This is a genomic window from Sphingopyxis fribergensis (assembly GCF_000803645.1).
Lineage (GTDB): Bacteria > Pseudomonadota > Alphaproteobacteria > Sphingomonadales > Sphingomonadaceae > Sphingopyxis > Sphingopyxis fribergensis.
This window is the reverse complement of record NZ_CP009122.1, coordinates 473,654-491,644: the sequence shown is the minus strand read 5'-3', so window position 1 is coordinate 491,644 and position 17,991 is coordinate 473,654. Positions and strand designations below refer to the sequence as shown.

At 64.2% G+C, this 17,991-nt stretch carries 21 protein-coding genes; 10 read left to right on the top strand and 11 right to left on the bottom strand.

Annotated elements, in window-relative coordinates; all coding sequences use genetic code 11:
- Positions 1–26 precede the first annotated feature (26 nt).
- From SKP52_RS02165 to hisB, 5 genes are read right to left on the bottom strand one after another with little or no spacing between them, the layout of a single operon-like run.
- Positions 27–1,121, bottom strand: a complete 1,095-nt coding sequence (locus tag SKP52_RS02165) for a calcium:proton antiporter (protein WP_039571226.1) — start codon at positions 1,119–1,121, stop codon at positions 27–29.
- A 50-nt stretch (positions 1,122–1,171) separates the two neighbouring features.
- Complete coding sequence (gene hisF / locus SKP52_RS02160; protein WP_039571224.1) at positions 1,172–1,936, bottom strand: imidazole glycerol phosphate synthase subunit HisF; 765 nt, start codon at positions 1,934–1,936, stop codon at positions 1,172–1,174.
- A complete protein-coding gene (gene hisA / locus SKP52_RS02155; RefSeq protein ID WP_039571221.1) occupies positions 1,933–2,667 on the bottom strand; it encodes a 1-(5-phosphoribosyl)-5-[(5-phosphoribosylamino)methylideneamino]imidazole-4-carboxamide isomerase in 735 nt (244 codons plus the stop codon). Before hisA ends, hisF begins: the two co-directional genes overlap by 4 nt.
- Entirely contained in the window at positions 2,655–3,263 is a 609-nt protein-coding gene (gene hisH, locus SKP52_RS02150) for an imidazole glycerol phosphate synthase subunit HisH (protein WP_039571218.1), read from the bottom strand. The genes hisA and hisH overlap by 13 nt, the downstream gene beginning before the upstream one ends.
- 9 nt (positions 3,264–3,272) lie before the next feature.
- Positions 3,273–3,860: an imidazoleglycerol-phosphate dehydratase HisB gene (hisB, locus tag SKP52_RS02145; RefSeq protein ID WP_039579433.1), complete on the bottom strand. Its 588-nt coding sequence runs from the start codon at positions 3,858–3,860 to the stop codon at positions 3,273–3,275.
- A gap of 87 nt (positions 3,861–3,947) precedes the next feature.
- On the opposite strand from hisB, the gene SKP52_RS02140 reads away from it, so the two are divergent.
- The 4 genes from SKP52_RS02140 to SKP52_RS02125 are packed head-to-tail and all read left to right on the top strand — an operon-like array spanning position 3,948 to position 6,557.
- The gene (locus SKP52_RS02140; protein WP_039571214.1) at positions 3,948–4,430 is read left to right on the top strand and encodes an SspB family protein; all 483 of its coding nucleotides are present in this window, start codon (positions 3,948–3,950) and stop codon (positions 4,428–4,430) included.
- A 1-nt stretch (position 4,431) separates the two neighbouring features.
- A complete protein-coding gene (locus SKP52_RS02135; protein WP_039571212.1) occupies positions 4,432–4,746 on the top strand; it encodes a hypothetical protein in 315 nt (104 codons plus the stop codon).
- Positions 4,743–6,137, top strand: a complete 1,395-nt coding sequence (gene fumC, locus SKP52_RS02130; protein WP_039571210.1) for a class II fumarate hydratase — start codon at positions 4,743–4,745, stop codon at positions 6,135–6,137. Before SKP52_RS02135 ends, fumC begins: the two co-directional genes overlap by 4 nt.
- Positions 6,138–6,188: 51 nt before the next feature.
- Positions 6,189–6,557 carry a hypothetical protein gene (locus tag SKP52_RS02125; protein ID WP_039571203.1) on the top strand — a complete coding sequence of 123 codons (369 nt, stop codon included), beginning with the start codon at positions 6,189–6,191 and terminating at the stop codon, positions 6,555–6,557.
- Here SKP52_RS02125 and SKP52_RS02120 read toward each other — a convergent pair.
- Positions 6,554–7,117, bottom strand: coding sequence for a DUF2585 domain-containing protein (locus SKP52_RS02120; protein WP_039571201.1), 564 nt, complete (start codon positions 7,115–7,117; stop codon positions 6,554–6,556). The two genes, SKP52_RS02125 and SKP52_RS02120, sit on opposite strands and share 4 nt — an antisense overlap.
- An 80-nt stretch (positions 7,118–7,197) precedes the next feature.
- On the opposite strand from SKP52_RS02120, the gene gmk reads away from it, so the two are divergent.
- Positions 7,198–7,860, top strand: coding sequence for a guanylate kinase (gmk, locus tag SKP52_RS02115; protein ID WP_039571199.1), 663 nt, complete (start codon positions 7,198–7,200; stop codon positions 7,858–7,860).
- Here the strand turns inward: gmk and SKP52_RS02110 are convergent.
- From SKP52_RS02110 to SKP52_RS02095, 4 genes are all read right to left on the bottom strand, one after another.
- Positions 7,857–8,294, bottom strand: a complete 438-nt coding sequence (locus tag SKP52_RS02110; protein WP_039579430.1) for an acyl-CoA thioesterase — start codon at positions 8,292–8,294, stop codon at positions 7,857–7,859. The genes gmk and SKP52_RS02110 overlap by 4 nt on opposite strands.
- 1 nt (position 8,295) lies before the next feature.
- Positions 8,296–9,078 (bottom strand): SDR family NAD(P)-dependent oxidoreductase, encoded by a 783-nt coding sequence (locus tag SKP52_RS02105; RefSeq protein ID WP_039571196.1) that lies wholly within the window; start codon positions 9,076–9,078, stop codon positions 8,296–8,298.
- A gap of 115 nt (positions 9,079–9,193) precedes the next feature.
- Complete coding sequence (locus SKP52_RS02100) at positions 9,194–10,363, bottom strand: acetyl-CoA C-acetyltransferase (protein WP_039571194.1); 1,170 nt, start codon at positions 10,361–10,363, stop codon at positions 9,194–9,196.
- A gap of 31 nt (positions 10,364–10,394) precedes the next feature.
- Entirely contained in the window at positions 10,395–11,549 is a 1,155-nt protein-coding gene (locus SKP52_RS02095) for an acyl-CoA dehydrogenase family protein (RefSeq protein WP_039571191.1), read from the bottom strand.
- Positions 11,550–11,745: 196 nt separating this feature from the next.
- Here SKP52_RS02095 and SKP52_RS02090 point away from each other — a divergent pair, with 196 nt between their 5' ends.
- On the top strand, positions 11,746–12,615 hold the full coding sequence (locus SKP52_RS02090) for an SMP-30/gluconolactonase/LRE family protein (protein WP_039571187.1): 870 nt from the start codon (positions 11,746–11,748) through the stop codon (positions 12,613–12,615).
- 84 nt (positions 12,616–12,699) lie between these two features.
- Positions 12,700–14,880: a M3 family metallopeptidase gene (locus tag SKP52_RS02085; protein ID WP_039571184.1), complete on the top strand. Its 2,181-nt coding sequence runs from the start codon at positions 12,700–12,702 to the stop codon at positions 14,878–14,880.
- A gap of 90 nt (positions 14,881–14,970) precedes the next feature.
- Here SKP52_RS02085 and SKP52_RS02080 read toward each other — a convergent pair whose 3' ends face one another.
- Positions 14,971–15,801: an energy transducer TonB gene (locus tag SKP52_RS02080; protein ID WP_039571181.1), complete on the bottom strand. Its 831-nt coding sequence runs from the start codon at positions 15,799–15,801 to the stop codon at positions 14,971–14,973.
- 699 nt (positions 15,802–16,500) lie between these two features.
- Here SKP52_RS02080 and SKP52_RS02075 point away from each other — a divergent pair.
- Genes SKP52_RS02075 through SKP52_RS02065 form a run of 3 tightly spaced genes read left to right on the top strand, consistent with a single transcriptional unit; the run spans position 16,501 to position 17,860 of the window.
- The gene (locus SKP52_RS02075; RefSeq protein WP_039571174.1) at positions 16,501–17,403 is read left to right on the top strand and encodes an SPFH domain-containing protein; all 903 of its coding nucleotides are present in this window, start codon (positions 16,501–16,503) and stop codon (positions 17,401–17,403) included.
- Positions 17,404–17,412: 9 nt separating this feature from the next.
- On the top strand, positions 17,413–17,616 hold the full coding sequence (locus SKP52_RS02070) for a hypothetical protein (protein WP_039571172.1): 204 nt from the start codon (positions 17,413–17,415) through the stop codon (positions 17,614–17,616).
- A 1-nt stretch (position 17,617) separates the two neighbouring features.
- The gene (locus SKP52_RS02065) at positions 17,618–17,860 is read left to right on the top strand and encodes a hypothetical protein (RefSeq protein WP_039571170.1); all 243 of its coding nucleotides are present in this window, start codon (positions 17,618–17,620) and stop codon (positions 17,858–17,860) included.
- Positions 17,861–17,991: the final 131 nt, after the last annotated feature.

Sequence of the window (17,991 nt, the reverse complement as noted above, 5' to 3'; positions counted from 1 at the left end):
TTTATTGAACCCCGGCGTTGGCGAGGTCACGGCACGAACGTCGTGAACAGGTAGATCGCGAACAGCATCAGGTGAATCACGCCCTGCAGCACCGTGGTGCGTCCGTTCGCCAGCGTCTGCACCGACACGATCAGCGACAGAAAGAGCAGCACGGTCGACTTGGCATCAAGCCCCAGGCTGATCGGCATGTCGGTCATGATCGACAGGATCGCGACCGCCGGAATGGTGAGGCCGATCGTCGCGAGCGCCGATCCGAGCGCGAGGTTGAGGCTGGTCTGGAGGCGATCGGCTTTTGCGGCGCGGACCGCTGCCAGGCCTTCGGGCGCGAGGATCAATGCCGCGATCAACACGCCGAGTACCGCCGGCGGCGCGCCCCAGTCCGAGAGCAGAGCGCCCATGACCGGCGACAGATTCTTGGCGAGCAGGACGACCGCAAACAGGCTGGCGAGCAGCAGCGCGCCCGAGATCGCGGTGCGCTGGACGGTCGGCGGCGCAGCGTGGTTGTCGGGCTCGCCGTCGCCATCGGCATCGACATCCTCATCGGGCAGGAAATAGTCGCGGTGGCGCACCGTCTGCACCAGCGCAAAGGTGGCGTAGAGGATAAGCGATACGAGCGCGACGAAAGCCAGTTGCGTGGCCGAATAGAAGGATCCCGGCGCGCTGGAGGTGTAATTCGGCAGCACCAGCGTCACCACCGTCAACACGGTCAGCGTCGCGAGTGCGGCGCCGATCCCGGTGCGCTGGAACCGCTGTTCGTGATGGCGGATCGCGCCGCTGAGCAGACACAGACCCATCAGCAAGTTGAGGATCACCATCACCGCTGCGAACACCGTGTCGCGTGCCAGCGTCTGCGCCTTTTCGGGTTCGGCCTGCATCAACGTCAGGATCAGCCCGACCTCGATCACCGTGACCGCGAGCGCGAGGATCAGCGTGCCGAACGGCTCGCCGACGCGGTGCGCAATCACCTCGGCATGGTGAACCGCCGCGATGATCGCGCCCATCAGAATGAACGCGACCAGCCAGGGATTGAGCGGCATCGCGAGGCTCGCCATTGCGGCAAGGAAGCCGAGGACGGGAAAGAGGTCGTGGGTGCGGTCGGCGATGCGCAATCTTGAAGTCATGCAGCTTCTATTGCAGCCCCCTCCCCGCGTGGCCACCCCAAGCCGGAATTTTAGTGCGCGCGGACAGGCAATCCGGCGGCAGCGAGCCGCGCATGGGCTTCGGCGATCGTCGCCTCGCCGAAGTGGAAGATGCTCGCGGCGAGTACCGCACTGGCGCCGCCTTCGAGCACACCCGCGACGAGATGGTCGAGATTGCCGACCCCGCCCGAGGCGATCACCGGCACACTGACCGCGTCGGCGATCGCTTGGGTGAGCGCGAGGTCATAGCCGTCCTTCGTGCCATCCCGGTCCATGCTTGTGACGAGCAATTCGCCCGCGCCGAGGGTGGCGAGGCGGACGGCGTGTTCAAGTGCGTCGATCCCGGTCGGCTTGCGCCCGCCATGAGTGAAGATTTCCCAACGTCCGTCTTCGACGCGGCGCGCATCGATGCTGCCGACCGCGCACTGGCTGCCGAAACGGTCGGCGATGTCGGCGACGAGTTCGGGACGCGCGACCGCGGCGCTGTTCACCGCAACCTTGTCGGCGCCGGCAAGCAGCAGCGCGCGCGCATCGTCGGCGCTGCGCACCCCGCCGCCGACGGTGAGCGGCATGAAGCAGACTTCGGCGGTGCGGCTAACCATGTCGAGCAAGGTGCCGCGCCCCTGATGGCTCGCGCTGATATCGAGGAAGCAAAGCTCGTCGGCGCCCGCGGCGTCATAGGCGCGCGCGGCCTCGACGGGGTCGCCGGCATCGCGCAGATCGACAAAATTCACGCCCTTCACGACGCGCCCGTCGGCGACGTCGAGGCAGGGGATGACGCGGACGCGGACGGTCACGCCGCCCCCGCCGCAATCGCTTCGGCGAGATCGAGCCGGCCGTCGTAGAGCGCACGACCGGTAATCACGCCTTCGATCCCGTCCGCCACATGCAGACGGAGCGCGTAGATGTCCCCGATGTCCGCTACGCCGCCGGACGCGATCACCGGAATGGCAACCGCCTGCGCCAGAGCGACCGTCGCCTCGACATTGCAGCCCTTGAGCAGCCCGTCGCGGCCGACGTCGGTGAACAGCAGCGCCGCAACCCCGGCATCCTCGAACCGGCGCGCGAGGTCTTTGACGCGGACGTCGGAGACGTCGGCCCAACCCTCGGTCGCGACCATGCCGTCGCGGGCATCGACCCCGACGACGATCCGGCCGGGCAGATCCCGCGCGGCCGATTTTACGAACTCGGGATCCTTCAGCGCCGCGGTGCCGATGATCACGCGCTCGACGCCGAGCCCTAGCCAGCGGTCGACCCCGGCGCGATCGCGGATGCCGCCGCCGACCTGCACCTTGCCCGGAAAGGCGGCGATGATGCTCTCGACCGCCGCGCCGTTGACGCTCGCCCCCGCGAAGGCCCCGTCGAGATCGACGACATGCAGGTGCGATGCGCCCGCCTCAGCGAACAGCCGCGCCTGCGCCGCCGGATCGTCGCCATAGACAGTCGCGCGCGCCATATCGCCCTCGGCGAGCCGGACCACCTGCCCACCCTTGAGGTCGATCGCGGGGAAGATGGTCAAGGCCGCCATGCGAGAAACCTTTCGAGCGTCGCGAGGCCGTAAGCCTGGCTTTTTTCGGGATGATATTGGACGCCGACGATATTGTCCTTGGCCACTGCGGCGGTGAAGGTCGCGCCATGGCTGCTGGTGGCGGCGACATCGATCGCATCGGCAAAATGATAGCTGTGCAGATAATAGGCCTCACCCGCCGCGATCACCGGGTGCGGCGCAGCGGGGATAACGTCGTTCCAACCCATATGCGGGATGCGCAGGCCCGGCGCCGGATCGAACGCCCGCACCGTGCCGGCGATCCAGCCGAGGCCGGCGTGTCGCCCATGCTCCTCACCCGCGTCGGCGAGCAATTGCATGCCGACGCAGATACCAAGGAAAGGCGCGCCCTCGCCGCGCACGCGCTGCTCCATCGCCGCAATCAGTCCGTCGATCGCCGACAGCCCGTTCATGCACGCGGCGAACGCCCCGACGCCGGGCAGCACGATCCGGTCGGATTTCGCGACGACATCGGGATCGGCGGTCACGGCGACATTGTCGGCGCCCGCGGCAACGAGCGCATTATGCACCGAGCGAAGATTGCCCGCGCCATAGTCGATCAGGGCAATGCTGCTCATTTTCCGGCCCTAGAGGACACCCTTGGTCGAGGGAATGGCATCGCCCTTGCGCGGGTCGATCTCGACCGCCTGACGCAGCGCCCTGGCAAGCGCCTTGTACATGCTCTCGGCGATGTGATGGTTGTTCTCGCCATACAGCATCTCGATGTGCAGCGTGATGCCCGCGGTCTGCGCAAAGCTGTGGAACCAGTGCGGGAACATCTCGGTGTCCATCTCGCCGAGCCGCGGCTGCGAGAAGCTGGACTTATATACGCAGTGCGGGCGCCCCGAAATGTCGAGCACGCAGCGCGTCAGCGTCTCGTCCATCGGCGCATGCGCCTCGCCATAGCGCGCGATGCCGCGCTTGTCGCCGAGCGCCTTCGCGACCGCCTCGCCGAGCGCGAGCGCGCTGTCCTCGACCGTGTGATGCTGATCGATATGAAGATCGCCCTTCACCTGCATCGAAATGTCGATCAGCGAGTGGCGCGACAATTGCTCGACCATATGGTCGAGAAAACCGATACCGGTGGACACCGAATATTCGCCCGTTCCGTCGAGATTGACGGCGATCGCGATATCCGTTTCCTTGGTCGTGCGCTGGACATTGGCGGTTCGCATGGGATGCGCCATAGCAGCGACTTTTCGCGTTGCAAGGTAACTCTCCCCCCTTGACCGGCGTGCGGCGCGCGTTCATCCCCTCGCCCCATGAGTGACGATGTACGCGACAGCCTGATTCCCTATGACGAAATCGTGCAGGATGCGCTGCGCGCCGTGGTCGGCCGCGTGCTCAGCCAGATCGTCGGTTATGACAGCCTGCCCGGCGAGCATCATTTCTACATCACCTTCAAGACGCAGGCCGTTGGCGTCGATATTCCGGCGCATCTGATCGCCAAATTCCCCGATGAAATGACGATCGTGCTGCAAAACCGCTTCTGGGATTTGAAGGTCGAGCAGGATCATTTCAGCGTCGGCCTGTCGTTCAACCAGACACCGTCGATCCTGACCATCCCCTATGCGTCGATCACTGCCTTCGTAGACCCGTCGGTCGATTTCGGACTGCAGTTCCAGGTCAGCGACGACGACGACACGCAGCCCGAGCCGCACGACGAAGCCGACAACGACCGTCCCGAAGTCATCAGCGAGGATGGATCGAACGTCGTGACCGTGGATTTCGGCAAGAAGCGATAAGATGGCGGGCCCGCTCTGGCCCCCGAGCCGTTTCTGGCAATATTGGTCGCTCGCGGGCATGGTCGTGCTCACCGCGGCCTTCTGGTGGGGGGTCGAGGGCTATGCCCTGGCACAGGGCAATGCGCCGCGCGGACAGATCGCCGACGGGCTGCTTCGCTTTACTGTGCTGATCCTGACCCCCGCGCTCGTCATCGTGTGGCTCGCCGCCGCATGGCTGCGTCGGCGTGTCGGCGAAGGCGGCTATTGGCAGTTGCTCGGCCTGGTGGCGATGATCTGGGCCGGGTCGGTGCTGGTGACGAGGATGCTGGTGACATGAGCACGCGAATTGAAAGCGACAGCATCGGCGAGATCGAGGTTGCGGACGACGCCTATTGGGGCGCGCAGACCGAGCGCAGCCGGCACAATTTCGCTTTTCCAGCGCACGAACGCATGCCGATGCCGATCGTCCACGCGCTGGCGCGGATCAAGGGCGCGGCGGCGCGGGTCAATCGCGCGCACGGGCTCGATGCCGGTCTGGCCGACGCGATTGCCGCCGCCGCCGACGCGGTGATCGCCGGCCGCTACGACGACCAGTTCCCGCTCGCGATCTGGCAGACGGGCAGCGGCACCCAGTCGAACATGAACGCGAACGAGGTGATCGCGGGTATCGCAAACGAGGTGATCGCGGGCACGCGCGGCGGCAAATCGCCCGTCCATCCCAACGACCATGTCAACATGGGCCAGTCATCCAACGACAGCTTTCCGACCGCGCTGCACGTCGCGGTCGCGGTCGAGACGACGGAACGGCTGCTACCGTCGCTGACCCTGCTGACCGACGCGCTCGAAGCCAAGGCGCGGGCATGGAACGATATCGTCAAGATCGGCCGCACCCATTTGCAGGACGCGACTCCGCTGACGCTCGGCCAGGAATTTTCAGGCTATGTCGCGCAATTGATCGCGTGCCGCGCGCGGATCGAGGGGGCGCTGGCCCATAACATCTGCAAGCTCGCGCAGGGCGGTACGGCGGTCGGCACCGGACTCAATGCGCCCGCCGGATTCGACGTCGCGATCGCCGCCGAGCTGTCGAATAGCACCGGCATCGCATTCGAGTCCGCGGCCAACAAATTCGAGGCGCTGGCGTCGAACGACGGGCTCGTCTTCTTCTCGGGCGCGCTCAATACGCTCGCGGTCGCGCTGACCAAGATCGCCAACGATATCCGCCTGCTCGGTTCGGGCCCGCGCGCGGGTCTGGGCGAACTCGACCTGCCCGCGAACGAACCCGGCAGCTCGATCATGCCGGGCAAGGTCAATCCGACGCAGTGCGAGATGCTGACAATGGTCGCCGCGCAGGTGATCGGCAATCATCAGGCGGTGACGGTTGGGGGCCTTCAGGGCCATCTCGAACTCAATGTGTTCAAGCCGCTGATCGGCTCGAATGTGCTGCGCTCGATCGAATTGCTCGCGATCGGCATGGCGGGCTTCACCGAACATTGCGTCGTCGGGATCGAACCTAATCTTGCCCGCATCGACGAGTTGATGAACCGCTCGCTGATGCTCGTCACCGCGCTTGCACCCGAAATCGGTTATGACAAGGCCGCGAAGATCGCCAAGCACGCGCACGAAACGGGCAGCACGCTGAAGGAAGCCGCGCTCGATCTCGGCTATGTCGACGCCGCGACCTTCGACCGCGTCGTCGATCCGCGCACGATGTTGGGACCGGAACATTGAGCGGGAACCCGTAGCGCCCCGGCGGATTGATACGGGGAAGGAGATTTTTGCATGATAGGCAGGATCGTAGGCGGCGTCCTTGGCAGCGCCGTCGGAAAAGAAAAGGGCAATCACCCGGTCGCGGGCGCTGTGATCGGCGCGGGCGCTCTGTTCGCGGCGCGGCGCCTTTTCCCGCAACGCTATGCCGCGCTCGCGGCGTGGGCGGCGGCGGGCTATCTCACCAAAAAATGGGCCGAACGCGCCGAGGCGCGCAAGGCGGCGGAAGAGGCGCATGCAATCGACCCCGAACTCGCAAATGCGGGCGTGGTCGACACCTATACCGGAACGGCGGAGCTGCCAACCGATGGACAGACGATCGGCGACGCGTTGCCGCCAGCGATTCCGCTGGAAGAAAACGGGCGCAGCAGCGCGATCCACTAGCCGCCGGATTGCCACTCCTTCACCGCCTCGACGGGCGAAACCAGCATCAGGACGTTGAGCGTCAGATTGTCACGGATCGCCCATAGGGTGAACAGCTCAAATATGATCGCGATCGCGACCGTGACCCACCAGCGCATCCGGCTGGCAGCGATGAAGCCGATCATCATGAAGATGGCATCGCTCACCGAATTGAGGATCGAATCGCCCGAATAGCCATAGGCCATCGTCACTTCGCGGTAGCGGTCGATGATGATCGGCGAATTTTCGAGGATTTCCCACGCGGCCTCGATCCCGATCGCGATAGCAAGCGGCACCCAGAGAGGGCGGTGCGGCAGGATCCAGCGCAGCACGCCATAGAAAATGAAGCCGTGAATGACATGGCTGAAGCTGTACCAGTCCGAAATCTGCTGGCTGTTCTGGTTCGACTGCACGACGCCGTGCCACAGGCTGATTGTCCCGCACGGACAGATCGGCGGGCGCCCCATCTCGAAGAGGATCGCGGCAAAGACCGCGAGCAGCCCCGCGGCGACCAGCCAGCCCGTTCGTGAAATTCCTGCCATGCTCCGCTCCCCCCTGTTCCACGGACGTGGAACCTGCATACGACGCTTGACCACTGGCGCAGCTTTGGCGAATAGCGCCCATGGCTGAAAGCGTCCACCTGAACCGCCGCGGCGTGTTGTTCGTCCTCTCCTCGCCCTCGGGCGCAGGCAAGACCACCATTTCGCGCATGATGCTCGAGGCCGACAAGGATATCGCGCTGTCGATATCGGCGACGACGCGGCCACCGCGCCCCGGCGAAATCGACGGTGTCCATTATCATTTCGTCGACACCGACACCTTCAAGAAAATGGCTGCCGACGGCGAGTTTCTCGAATGGGCGCATGTATTTGGCCACCGCTATGGCACGCCCCGCGCGAGGGTCGACGAACTGCTCGATGCGGGCAAAGACGTGCTGTTCGACATCGACTGGCAGGGCGCGCAGCAGCTTTATCAGGAGGCGGGCCCCGACGTCGTGCGCGTCTTTGTCCTGCCGCCGACGATGGAAGAACTCGAACGCCGCCTGCGCTCGCGCAAGACCGACAGCGACGAGGTGATCGCCGCGCGCATGGAACGCGCCGCGAACGAGATCAGCCACTGGGACGGCTACGACTATGTGCTGATCAACGACAATGTCGAAGGCTGTTTCGACGAGGTCTGCGCGATCCTGCGCGCCGAACGGCTGAAACGCCGCCGCCAGATCGGCCTGATCGGCTTCGCGCGCGACCTGATCCGTTCGGTCCCCGACGCGGACAAGAACCTCTAAGCGGGTTTAACGAGTTTTTCTTCGAGTTCGGCAACCATCGCGGCGCGGAGCGGCTTCGCCTGACCATCGGTGCGGCACACGACTACGGTATCGCAGGCGGCTATGCAGCGTCCGTTCTGGAACATCGCCTGCACGATCGTCCAGCTCGACGTGCCGAGCCGGCCGATGCCGGTCGCGATCTCGACCGGATCGGGGAAATTGCCCTCGGCGAGATAGTTGATCTCTACCGCCGCGACCATCGTGCGCTCGTTCGAAGGGCGTTCGTCGAGCGGACGCACCTGCCGGTTCAGCAGCACCCGGCCGCTCTCGAACAGCGCGGCAAAGGCCACATTGTTGAGGTGGCCGTTGATGTCCATGTCCTGAAAACGTGTCTGGAACTCGGCCACGACGGGGTAGCTGGCGGCGTCGAGCCGCCAGCTTTCCGGTTTGGGCATATCAGCGCGGCGCCATGCGGATGCCGCCGTCGAGGCGGACATCCTCGCCGTTGAAATAGCCATTCTCGATCATGCACATCGCGAGATTGGCATATTCGTCGGGGATGCCGAGGCGCTTGGGGTTGAGCACCGAGGCGCCGAGCGCGTCGCGCACCGGCTGCGGCGCGCCGGCGAGCAGCGGGGTGTCGAAGATGCCGGGCAGGATCGTGTTGACGCGGATATTCTCGTTGCCGAGGTCGCGCGCGATCGGGAGCGTCATGCCGACGACGCCGCCCTTCGACGCTGAGTACGCCGCTTGGCCGATCTGGCCGTCCTCGGCCGCGACGCTCGCGGTGTTGACGATCGCGCCGCGCTCGCCATCCTCCATCGGGTCGAGCGTCAGCATGCCCGCCGCCGACTTGGCTATGCAGCGGAAGGTGCCGACGAGATTGATCTGGATGATCCAGTTGAACGCATCGAGCGGGAAATGCTTGATGCTACCGTCTTCCTTGCTGCGGCTCGCGGTCTTGATCGCGTTGCCGGTGCCCGCGCAGTTGACGAGGATGCGCTCCTGCCCATGCGCTTCGCGCGCCTTGGCAAAGGCGGCATCGACGCTGGCGTCGTCGGTCACATTACATTCGCAGAAAACGCCGCCGAGTTCGGCCGCGATCGCGAGGCCCTTTTCTTCCTGCAGGTCGAAGATCGCGACCTTGACACCCTTCGCGGCGAGCGCCCGCGCGGTCGCCGCGCCGAGGCCCGAGGCGCCGCCGGTGACGACGGCGGATACGGTGGAATCGAGTTTCATGGTTTTCTCCGTTTAGGCCCTCCCCTTCAGGGGAGGGTTTGAGTGGGGCATGTTAGGGGCTGGGCTACCAACAGGCCCTCCCCCGACCCCTCCCGCAAGCGGGAGGGGAGAAAAATTAAAGCCGCTCGATGATCGTGACGTTGGCCTGGCCGCCGCCTTCGCACATCGTCTGAAGGCCATATTTGCCGCCCGTGGCGTCGAGCACGCCGAGCAGGGTCGCCATCAGCTTGGTGCCGCTGGCGCCGAGCGGGTGGCCGAGCGCGATCGCGCCGCCATGCTGGTTGAGCCGGGCATGGTCGGCACCGAGATATTTGAGCCAAGCCAGGGGCACGGGCGCGAACGCCTCGTTGACCTCATAGGCGTCAATGTCCTCGATCTTCATGCCCGCACGCTTCAGCGCGCGTTCGGTCGCGAACAGCGGCTCTTCGAGCATGATCACCGGGTCGCCCGCGGTCACCGAGACATGATGAATGCGCGCGCGCGGGGTCAGGCCATGATCCTTGAGCGCCTGTTCCGACACAACGAGCGCCGCCGAGGCACCGTCGCAGATCTGGCTCGATGTCGCCGCAGTGATCGAGCCGCCTTCCTGCAGGATCTTGACCCCGGCGATGCCTTCGAGCGTCGCGTCGAAGCGGATGCCTTCGTCGACCAGATGGGTCTGACGGCCGTCGGGCGTGTCGATCTCGACGCCGACGATCTCGCGCTGGAAATGGCCCGCCTCGGTTGCCGCCTTGCCGCGGCGATGGCTCTCGAGCGCATAGGCGTCGAGGTCGCCCTTGGTCAGGCCGTATTTCTTGACGATCATCTCGGCGCCCATAAACTGGCTGAACATGATGCCGGGATATTTTTCCTCGAGCCGCTCGGACTTATAATGGCCGAGGCCCTCCTTCATGAACAAGGTCGCGACGCTGCCCATCGGGACGCGCGTCATGCTTTCGATACCGCTCGCCAGGACGATGTCCTGCGTGCCCGACATCACCGCCTGCGCGGCGAACTGGATCGCCTGCTGCGACGAGCCGCACTGGCGGTCGATCGTTACCGCTGGGATCGAGTCGGGCAGTTTCGAAGCGAGCACCGCGTTGCGGCCGACGTCCATCGTCTGCTGTCCGCCCTGGCTGACACAGCCGGTGATGACGTCGTCGATCGCCTTCGTGTCGAAGTCGTTACGATCGGCGATCGCGTCGAACACCGCGGCGCCGAGGTCGACGGGGTGGACACCGGCAAGCCGGCCGCCACGCTTGCCGCCCGCGGTGCGGACGGCGTCGACGATATAAGCAGTAGGCATGGGAGAATTCCTTTCCTGCGATTTCAAACGATCAGAGCTTCCGCCCGATCAGTTCCTTCATGATCTCGTTCGTGCCGCCAAAGATGCGGGTCACGCGCGCGGCGCGCCAGGCGCGGGCGATCGGATATTCGTTCATATAGCCTGCGCCGCCGTGCAGCTGGAGGCATTTGTCCATCACTTCCCATTGCAGTTCGGTGTGCCACAGCTTCGCCGCAGCGCCCTCCTCGGGGGTCAGTTCTTTCTTCAAATGCCGCGCCAGCGCCCAGTCGAGATGCGCCCAGCCGACCTGCAGCTTGGTCTTCAAATCAGCGAGCACGAAACGCGTATTCTGGAAATCGAGGATCGGCTTGCCGAAAGCCTTGCGATCGCGGGTGAACTCGACCGTGTCGTCGAACGCGCGCTGCGCCGACGCTTGCGCCGACACCGCAATCGAGAGGCGTTCCTGCGGCAGCTCGCTCATCAGATAGATAAAGCCCTTGCCCTCTTCGCCAAGGCAGTTGGTGATCGGCACCCGGACGTCGTTGAAGAACATTTCCGACGTATCGGCCTCGTCCTGCCCGATCTTGTCGAGGTTGCGCCCGCGCTCATAGCCTTCGCGGTCGGCCTCGACGAGAACGATCGACACGCCCTTCCACGCCGGCTGAACCTCGGTGTCGGTCTTGACGCAGACGAGGATCAGGTCGGCGTTCTGGCCGTTGGTGATATAGGTTTTCGAGCCGTTGATGACATAATGATTGCCATCCTTTTTCGCGGTCGTGCGCATCCCCTGAAGGTCGCTGCCGGTGCCGGGTTCGGTCATCGCGATCGCGGTGATCACTTCGCCCGCGACCATCTTGGGCAGCCAGTACTTCTTCTGCTCTTCGCTGCCATATTTGACGATATAGGAGGTGACGATATCCGACTGGAGCGAGAAGCCCGTCGTCGCGCGGCCATAATAGGCGCTCTCTTCATCGACGATCGCGTTGTAGCCGAAATCGAGCCCGAGCCCGCCATATTCCTCGGGCACCGTCGGGCACAGCATGCCAAGCTCGCCCGCCTTCGGCCAGATATCCTTCGGCACGATGCCGTCCTCGGCCCATTTTGCCGCGTTCGGCGCGATTTCCTTTTCGAGGAACTGGCGCACCGTGGCGCGAAACGCCTCATGGTCTTCGGAGTAGGCGGAGCGCGACAGATTATCGAGCGACATAGACATTCCTTTTCCCGGTGCGCGGCCGAACGCAAACGGGGAGCCGGCCGCACCAAAATGCCGCGCGCTTTCGCGTCGGCTTCGCCAAGCACCTGACCTTACGTTTACGTGCACGTCAAGCAGAAATGCCGCTACGGCACGAAAGGCCGCAATTCGGCGCTGGCGCGACGCGGGCAAGCCGGGCTAAGCGCGGGCGATGGTCGACCTTCTTCTCGATGCCGGAGCCCTGCTCGGCGAATCGCCGCGCTGGAGCGCCTCCGAGTCCCGCCTTTACTGGGTCGATATCGATGCCCACCGCATCCACCGCACCGACCCCGCGACCGGCACCGACGAGGTTATGCAGCTCGACGGCCCGGTCGGCTGCGTCGCCCCGCGCGCGGGCGGCGGACTGATCGCCGCGCTCAAGACCGGCTGCGTGCTGATCGACGCCTGGGGCGCCGCACCGCGCCCCTTTGGCGAACCCGTGCTGGCGGGTCTGCCCGATCAACGCTTCAACGACGGCTGCGTCGATGCCGCGGGCCGGCTCTGGATCGGCAGCCTGACCGCCGACAAGGCCAATCCGCACGCCACCCTCTATCGCGTCGATCACGATGCGACGCTGACGCCGATGATCGGCGGACTGATGACGAGCAATGGCGCCGCCTTCAGCCCCGACGGCCGTACCTTTTACCATGCCGACACGCCGACGCACCGCATCGACGCGTACGACGCCGATCCCGCGTCGGGCACGCTCAGCGGCAAACGGACCTTCCACCAGTTCGAGTTCGGAAACGGCCGCCCCGACGGCGCCGCGGTCGATGCCGAGGGCTGCTACTGGTCGGCGATGTGGGACGGCTGGCGCATCGTACGCTTCTCCCCCGCGGGCGAACTCATCCAGACGGTCGAGCTGCCGGTGCAGCGCCCGACGATGATCGCGTTCGGCGGGCCGGACCTGAAGACCGCCTTCGTCACCAGCGCGGGCAAGAATCTGACCGACGACGAGCGCTTGGGCCAGCCGCACGCGGGCGGTATCTTCAGCTTCCGCGTAGATGTGCCTGGCCTGATCCAGCAGGATTTTGGCGCCTAAGCGGCTTGCACCGCGCTGTCACATCTGATTAAACCGCTCCCAACAAGGTTTCGTCCGAAACCTTTTCCCCAGGGAGATTTGTCGATGTCGCGCACCGCGCACCCTTTTGTCCGTCCTTTGTCGATCCTGCTTGCATCCACTGCGATGATGATGGGTTATAGCCAGATGACCGCAACCGCCGCCGAACCGACCGCCGCCGCCGCCCCCGCGGGCGAGAACCCGATGCTCGCGCCCTGGACCGGCCCGTTCGAAGGGGTGCCGCCGTGGGACAAGATGGACCCCGAGCTGTTCCCCGACGCCTTTGCCAAGGCGATGGCCGAGACCAAGGCGCAGGTGCAGGCGGTGATCGATAACCCGCAAGCCCCGACGTTCGAGAATACGCATGTCCCGATGATGCTCGCAGGCGACACCGCCGACCGGCTGTTCGCCTTGTGGGGCGTGCAGTCGTCGAACAAGTCGAACGACCGCGTCGAGGCGATCGATGCCGAGTGGAGCCCAAAAATCTCCACCTTCTATACCGAGCTGTTCCTCGAGCCGAAGCTCTTCGCGCGCTACAAGGCGGTGTACGACAAGCGCAATTCGAGCGGGCTCAACGCGCAGCAGATCCGCATCGTCGAGCGCAGCTATGACGAGATGGTGCGCGACGGCGCGAATCTGTCGCCCGAAAACAAGGCGAAGCTGGTCGCGATGAACGCCAAGCTGGAAGGCCTGTTCTCGAGCTTCTCGTCGAAGCTGCTCGGCGACGAAAAGCTCTATACCTTCGTCACCGACAAGGCCGAGCTTGCCGGGCTCGAAGCCGGCTTCGTCGCCTCGCTCGCCGCGGCCGCCGAAGCCAATGGCAAGCCCGGCCAATGGGCGATCAAGAACACCCGCTCGTCGGCGCAGCCGGTGCTGCAGAACGCCACCAACCGCGCCCTGCGCGAAAAAGTTTGGAAGGCCTTCGTCAGCCGCGGCGACAATGGCGACGCCAACGACACGAACGCGACGATCGCCGAGATATTGAAACTGCGTCAGCAGCGCGCCGAATTGCTCGGCTTCGCGACGCACGCCAATTATCGCATGGCCGACACGATGGCGAAAACGCCGGAAAATGCGATGGGCCTGATGATGAAGGTCTGGCCCGCGGCGGTCGCGCGCGCGAAGGAAGAGGTCGCCGACATGCAGGCGATCGCCGACGCCGAAGCGAAGGCCGGCAAGGGTCCGAAGCTGACGATCGAACCCTGGGATTACCGCTATTATTCGGAGAAGGTCCGCAAGGCGAAATACGACCTCGATGAAAGCGAAGTGAAGCCCTATCTTCAGCTCGACAAGCTGACGCAGGCGATGTTCTGGTCAGCAGGCCAGCTTTATGACCTGGGTTTCCGCGAAAACACCGGCACTGTCCCGGTTTTCGATCCCAAGGTGAAGACCTTCGAAGTCTATAACCTCAAGACGAACGAGAATGTCGGGCTGATCTATCTCGACAATTTCGCGCGCGACGGCAAACGTTCGGGCGCGTGGATGACGACCTATCGCAGCCAGCAGACGCTGGGCGGCGAACGCAACGTGCTCGCCTCGAACAACAATAATTTCACCGAAGCGGCGAAGGGCGAGCCGACGCTGATCAGCCTCGACGACGCGACGACCTTGTTCCACGAATTCGGCCACGGCATCCATTATCTGCTGCAGCACATCAACTATCCCGCGCTCGCCGGGGTGCCGCGCGATTTCGTCGAATTCCCGAGCCAGGTGAACGAGAATTGGCTGATGACCCCCGAAGTGCTGTCGAAATATGCGACGCACTACAAGACGGGTGAGCCGATGCCCCAAGCGCTGGTCGACAAGATCCTCGCGTCGAACAAGTTCAACCAGGGGTTCGAGACGGTCGAATATCTGTCGAGCGCGATCGTCGACATGAAGATCCACGACCGCAAGGTGCCAGTGACCGACGTCGACAAGTTCGAGCGCGAGACGCTCGCCGAAATGGGCATGCCGAAGGAAATCGTCATGCGCCACCGCCTGCCGCAGTTCGGCCACCTGTTCAGCAGCGACGCCTATTCGGCGGGCTATTACAGCTATCTGTGGTCCGAAACGATGGACGCCGACACCTGGGCGGCGTTCACCGAAGCAGGCGGGCCGTGGGATCGCACGGTCGCCGACAAGTTCCGCACGATCCTGTTGATGACCGGCAACGAAACCGACCGCGCCGAGGCGTATCGCGCCTTCCGCGGCCGCGATCCCGATGTGAAGGCGCTGCTTAAGAAGCGCGGTTTTCCGACGGAGTAAGGCGCAATCCACCGGGGAGGCAAAGGGGGCGATTTCGCCCCCTTTGTTTTGGAAGCGGTTGCGATCCCGGGAGGGGATCAGCGCGCGCCGCTAACGCGTGGCGGGCTGCTCACGTATCTGTATTTTCAGGATGAATGGTGCTTTGACCTTGTCCCCGGCCGTTGAGATTGCGGGTTTAAAACGCGCGTTTTTGACAGACAGCACGCAGACCTTTGTGTCCACTTCGGCGGACCCGCTTGGACTTAACGTATGGCACCCAACGGCTTTACCGGTCTCGCTCACGTCCAAACGGACGGACATCCAGATTTTGCCTTTCTCCGCTTTTCCGATCCAAGCATCATCGTATAAATGCCAGGTGTGAAGATCGAGGGGGTCGGGTGCGGTCTTGAGATTGCGAATATCGGCAGGGTCGATACCCCAGCCAGTCAACAGGTCATCGTAGCAAGAAGCAAGCGCAGCGAGCGGTTTTTCGAGATTGCCGACGGCGAACACCAGCGGTTCTGCGCCATCAAATTCCATGACAAGCCCACGCGTCGACGCGATTTCATCGGGCCTGAGCGCATCGTCCGCCAAGAGCTGAAATGCCGATTCGCCTGTAGGAAGACGATACCACGCCACCATTAATTTATACGCGCGCTCGCCGGGCCGAAGTCCGAGCGTGCCGCTATGATTCCAGTCTCTTATTTTAAGCGACTGTCCCGCGACGACATATTGCACGCCCTTCAAATTCGCTCCCCGGATGATCCGAAGGGTGTAGCCGTCGGCGCCGGCACCGAATGTCCTGGAAAGCCTGCATTCGGCCTCGGCATAGTCGACATTCCAAGGCGATGACGGGAGCAGCCCTTGCTGCGGCGCACCGCCATTGTCCGCGGGGGCAACCGCGGCGGCGGCCGATAGAGCAAGCAGAAGAAGATTTGTCATGGGCGTTCGAAACTAGCTGCGCGGTTTCGCACTTCAACCGAAATCGGCTGTCGTCCGCAACAGGGCGGATCATCCGTACATCGTCATCCCGGACTTGATCCGGGGTCCATGACTTCGGCGCCGCGATGGATCCCGGATCAAGTCCGGGATGACGAAGGGCTGGGAACGGCCGATTTCGGTCATTGATCCTCCCTGTGGCGCAGCCATGGGGAGGTGGCAGCGCCCTTCGACTGCCTTGCAGGCGCTCAGGATAAACTGCGCCTTTGGCGCCGCGCTGACGGAGGGACGATGACGCGACCGCCGCGGCCCCTCCACCCCCGCCTGCGGCGGCGGTCCCCCTCCCCATCGCTTCGCGACAGGGAGGATATGCCCATTATCGTCACGCCGGACTTGATCCGGGGTCCATGACCTCAGCACTGCAGTGGATCCCGGATCAAGTCCGGGATGACGAAGGGCTGGGAACGGCCGGAAGCGGACGCCCGCTTCTAATACTTCGTCATTCCCGCGAAAGCGGGAACCCAAGGCTAGGCCAGCCGACGGACGCTCTGGGTCCCCGCTTTCGCGGGGATGACGAAAATGGGGGTGGCAGCTTCCCACCCCTAAGCCGTCCTCCGCAATCGCCACGAAATCCCGATTGACCGCCGCCCGATTCGATATAAATATGGTATCATCTTTATATCAAATGATTCGGAGGGCAACATGGTCGAGGGAGCAACACCGGCGCTGAACCGCAGCCGGGAGACGCGGGCACTGACGCAGAGCGGTTATTTGATGCTGTTCATCTGGCTGCTGCTGCTGGGGGTTGCCGCGTGGGCGGCGATTACCAACGCCAATGCCGACATTCAGGTCGCGTGGAAATGGGCCGTCGTGGCGGGGAGCGCGGTGGCCGGCTCGCTGATCCTTTGCGGCTTCTACCTGATCAACCCCAATGAGGCCGCGGCGATCCAGCTGTTCGGCGCTTATAAGGGTACCGACCGTGAAAGCGGGCTGCGCTGGGTGCTGCCGTGGCTGTCGCGCAAGAAGATCGCGGTGCGCGCGAACAACGTCATTTCCGACAAGATCAAGGTCAACGACCTGCGCGGCAACCCGATCGAGATGGCGGCGCAGGTCGTGTGGCGCGTCACCGACACCGCGCAGGCGCTGTTCGACGTCGACGATTACAAGGAATTCGTGATGGCGCAGATCGAGGCCGCGGTGCGCTCGATCGGCTCGCGCTATCCCTATGACGATATCGAGCATCAGGAAATCACGCTGCGCGGCAACCATGACGAGGTCGGGGTCGAACTGCGCAAGGCGCTGATCGAACGGCTGAGCGTAGCGGGGATCACCGTCGACGAATGCGGGCTGACGCACCTTGCCTATGCGCAGGAAATCGCCGGTGCGATGCTCCGCCGCCAGCAGGCCGAGGCGGTGATTTCGGCGCGCAAGAAGCTGGTCGAGGGCGCGGTGACGATGGTCGAGATGGCACTGAACCTGCTGTCCGAAAAGGGCGTCGTCGAGCTCGACGACGAGCGCAAGGCGGCGATGGTGTCGAACCTGATGGTCGTGCTGTGCGGCGAGCGCGACACGCAGCCGGTGGTGAACGCCGGGTCGCTTTACTGAGTTCGCCCGGTGGCTGCATCGTCGAAAAAAGCCTTTGCCCTCCGTCTCGATCCCGCGCTCTATGCGGCGATCGAGCGGATGGCGGCCGCGGAACTGCGCAGCGCCAATGCCGAGATCGAGATGTTGTTGCGCGAGGCGCTGGGGCGGCGCGGCGTAAGCGTCAAAACACCGGTTCCCGCGAAGCGCGGTCGGCCACCGAAAGAGGAAGGCTGATATGCTGCACCTGTTCATGCGAAAGAGTTCCTGGTTTCGCGCCAAGCGCCGCGGTTATGGGACCGGCCTGCCGTTCGTCTGGGAAGGCTGGTTTTTCCTGGCGCTGCACATCGCGATGATCGCCGGGCTGGCCGTCGCGCTTCAGGGTCGGCCGGTGGCGATGACGATCGCGGTTATACTCGGGGCGCTCGCCCCGATGCCGATCTATCGCGCCAAGACCGAGGGCGGCTGGCGCTGGCGATAGCTTATCCAACCCTACATAGGCGCACCCCCGCGAAGGCGGGGGCCCATCTCCGGAAGGCGCAATTGAGCACGGGCAGAAGATGGGTCCCCGCCTTCGCGGCGACACGGCAGTTTATAATTCGCAGCGAAGGC

Excerpts from the sequence above, each read along its gene's own strand:
- SKP52_RS02165 (WP_039571226.1), bottom strand. The coding sequence starts at position 1,121 with ATGACTTCAAGATTGCGCATCGCCGACCGCACCCACGACCTCTTTCCC.
- hisA (WP_039571221.1), bottom strand. The coding sequence starts at position 2,667 with ATGGCGGCCTTGACCATCTTCCCCGCGATCGACCTCAAGGGTGGGCAG.
- hisH (WP_039571218.1), bottom strand. The coding sequence starts at position 3,263 with ATGAGCAGCATTGCCCTGATCGACTATGGCGCGGGCAATCTTCGCTCG.
- hisB (WP_039579433.1), bottom strand. The coding sequence starts at position 3,860 with ATGCGAACCGCCAATGTCCAGCGCACGACCAAGGAAACGGATATCGCG.
- SKP52_RS02140 (WP_039571214.1), top strand. The coding sequence starts at position 3,948 with ATGAGTGACGATGTACGCGACAGCCTGATTCCCTATGACGAAATCGTG.
- SKP52_RS02135 (WP_039571212.1), top strand. The coding sequence starts at position 4,432 with ATGGCGGGCCCGCTCTGGCCCCCGAGCCGTTTCTGGCAATATTGGTCG.
- fumC (WP_039571210.1), top strand. The coding sequence starts at position 4,743 with ATGAGCACGCGAATTGAAAGCGACAGCATCGGCGAGATCGAGGTTGCG.
- SKP52_RS02125 (WP_039571203.1), top strand. The coding sequence starts at position 6,189 with ATGATAGGCAGGATCGTAGGCGGCGTCCTTGGCAGCGCCGTCGGAAAA.
- SKP52_RS02120 (WP_039571201.1), bottom strand. The coding sequence starts at position 7,117 with ATGGCAGGAATTTCACGAACGGGCTGGCTGGTCGCCGCGGGGCTGCTC.
- gmk (WP_039571199.1), top strand. The coding sequence starts at position 7,198 with ATGGCTGAAAGCGTCCACCTGAACCGCCGCGGCGTGTTGTTCGTCCTC.
- SKP52_RS02110 (WP_039579430.1), bottom strand. The coding sequence starts at position 8,294 with ATGCCCAAACCGGAAAGCTGGCGGCTCGACGCCGCCAGCTACCCCGTC.
- SKP52_RS02105 (WP_039571196.1), bottom strand. The coding sequence starts at position 9,078 with ATGAAACTCGATTCCACCGTATCCGCCGTCGTCACCGGCGGCGCCTCG.
- SKP52_RS02100 (WP_039571194.1), bottom strand. The coding sequence starts at position 10,363 with ATGCCTACTGCTTATATCGTCGACGCCGTCCGCACCGCGGGCGGCAAG.
- SKP52_RS02095 (WP_039571191.1), bottom strand. The coding sequence starts at position 11,549 with ATGTCGCTCGATAATCTGTCGCGCTCCGCCTACTCCGAAGACCATGAG.
- SKP52_RS02090 (WP_039571187.1), top strand. The coding sequence starts at position 11,746 with ATGGTCGACCTTCTTCTCGATGCCGGAGCCCTGCTCGGCGAATCGCCG.
- SKP52_RS02085 (WP_039571184.1), top strand. The coding sequence starts at position 12,700 with ATGTCGCGCACCGCGCACCCTTTTGTCCGTCCTTTGTCGATCCTGCTT.
- SKP52_RS02080 (WP_039571181.1), bottom strand. The coding sequence starts at position 15,801 with ATGACAAATCTTCTTCTGCTTGCTCTATCGGCCGCCGCCGCGGTTGCC.
- SKP52_RS02075 (WP_039571174.1), top strand. The coding sequence starts at position 16,501 with ATGGTCGAGGGAGCAACACCGGCGCTGAACCGCAGCCGGGAGACGCGG.
- SKP52_RS02065 (WP_039571170.1), top strand. The coding sequence starts at position 17,618 with ATGCTGCACCTGTTCATGCGAAAGAGTTCCTGGTTTCGCGCCAAGCGC.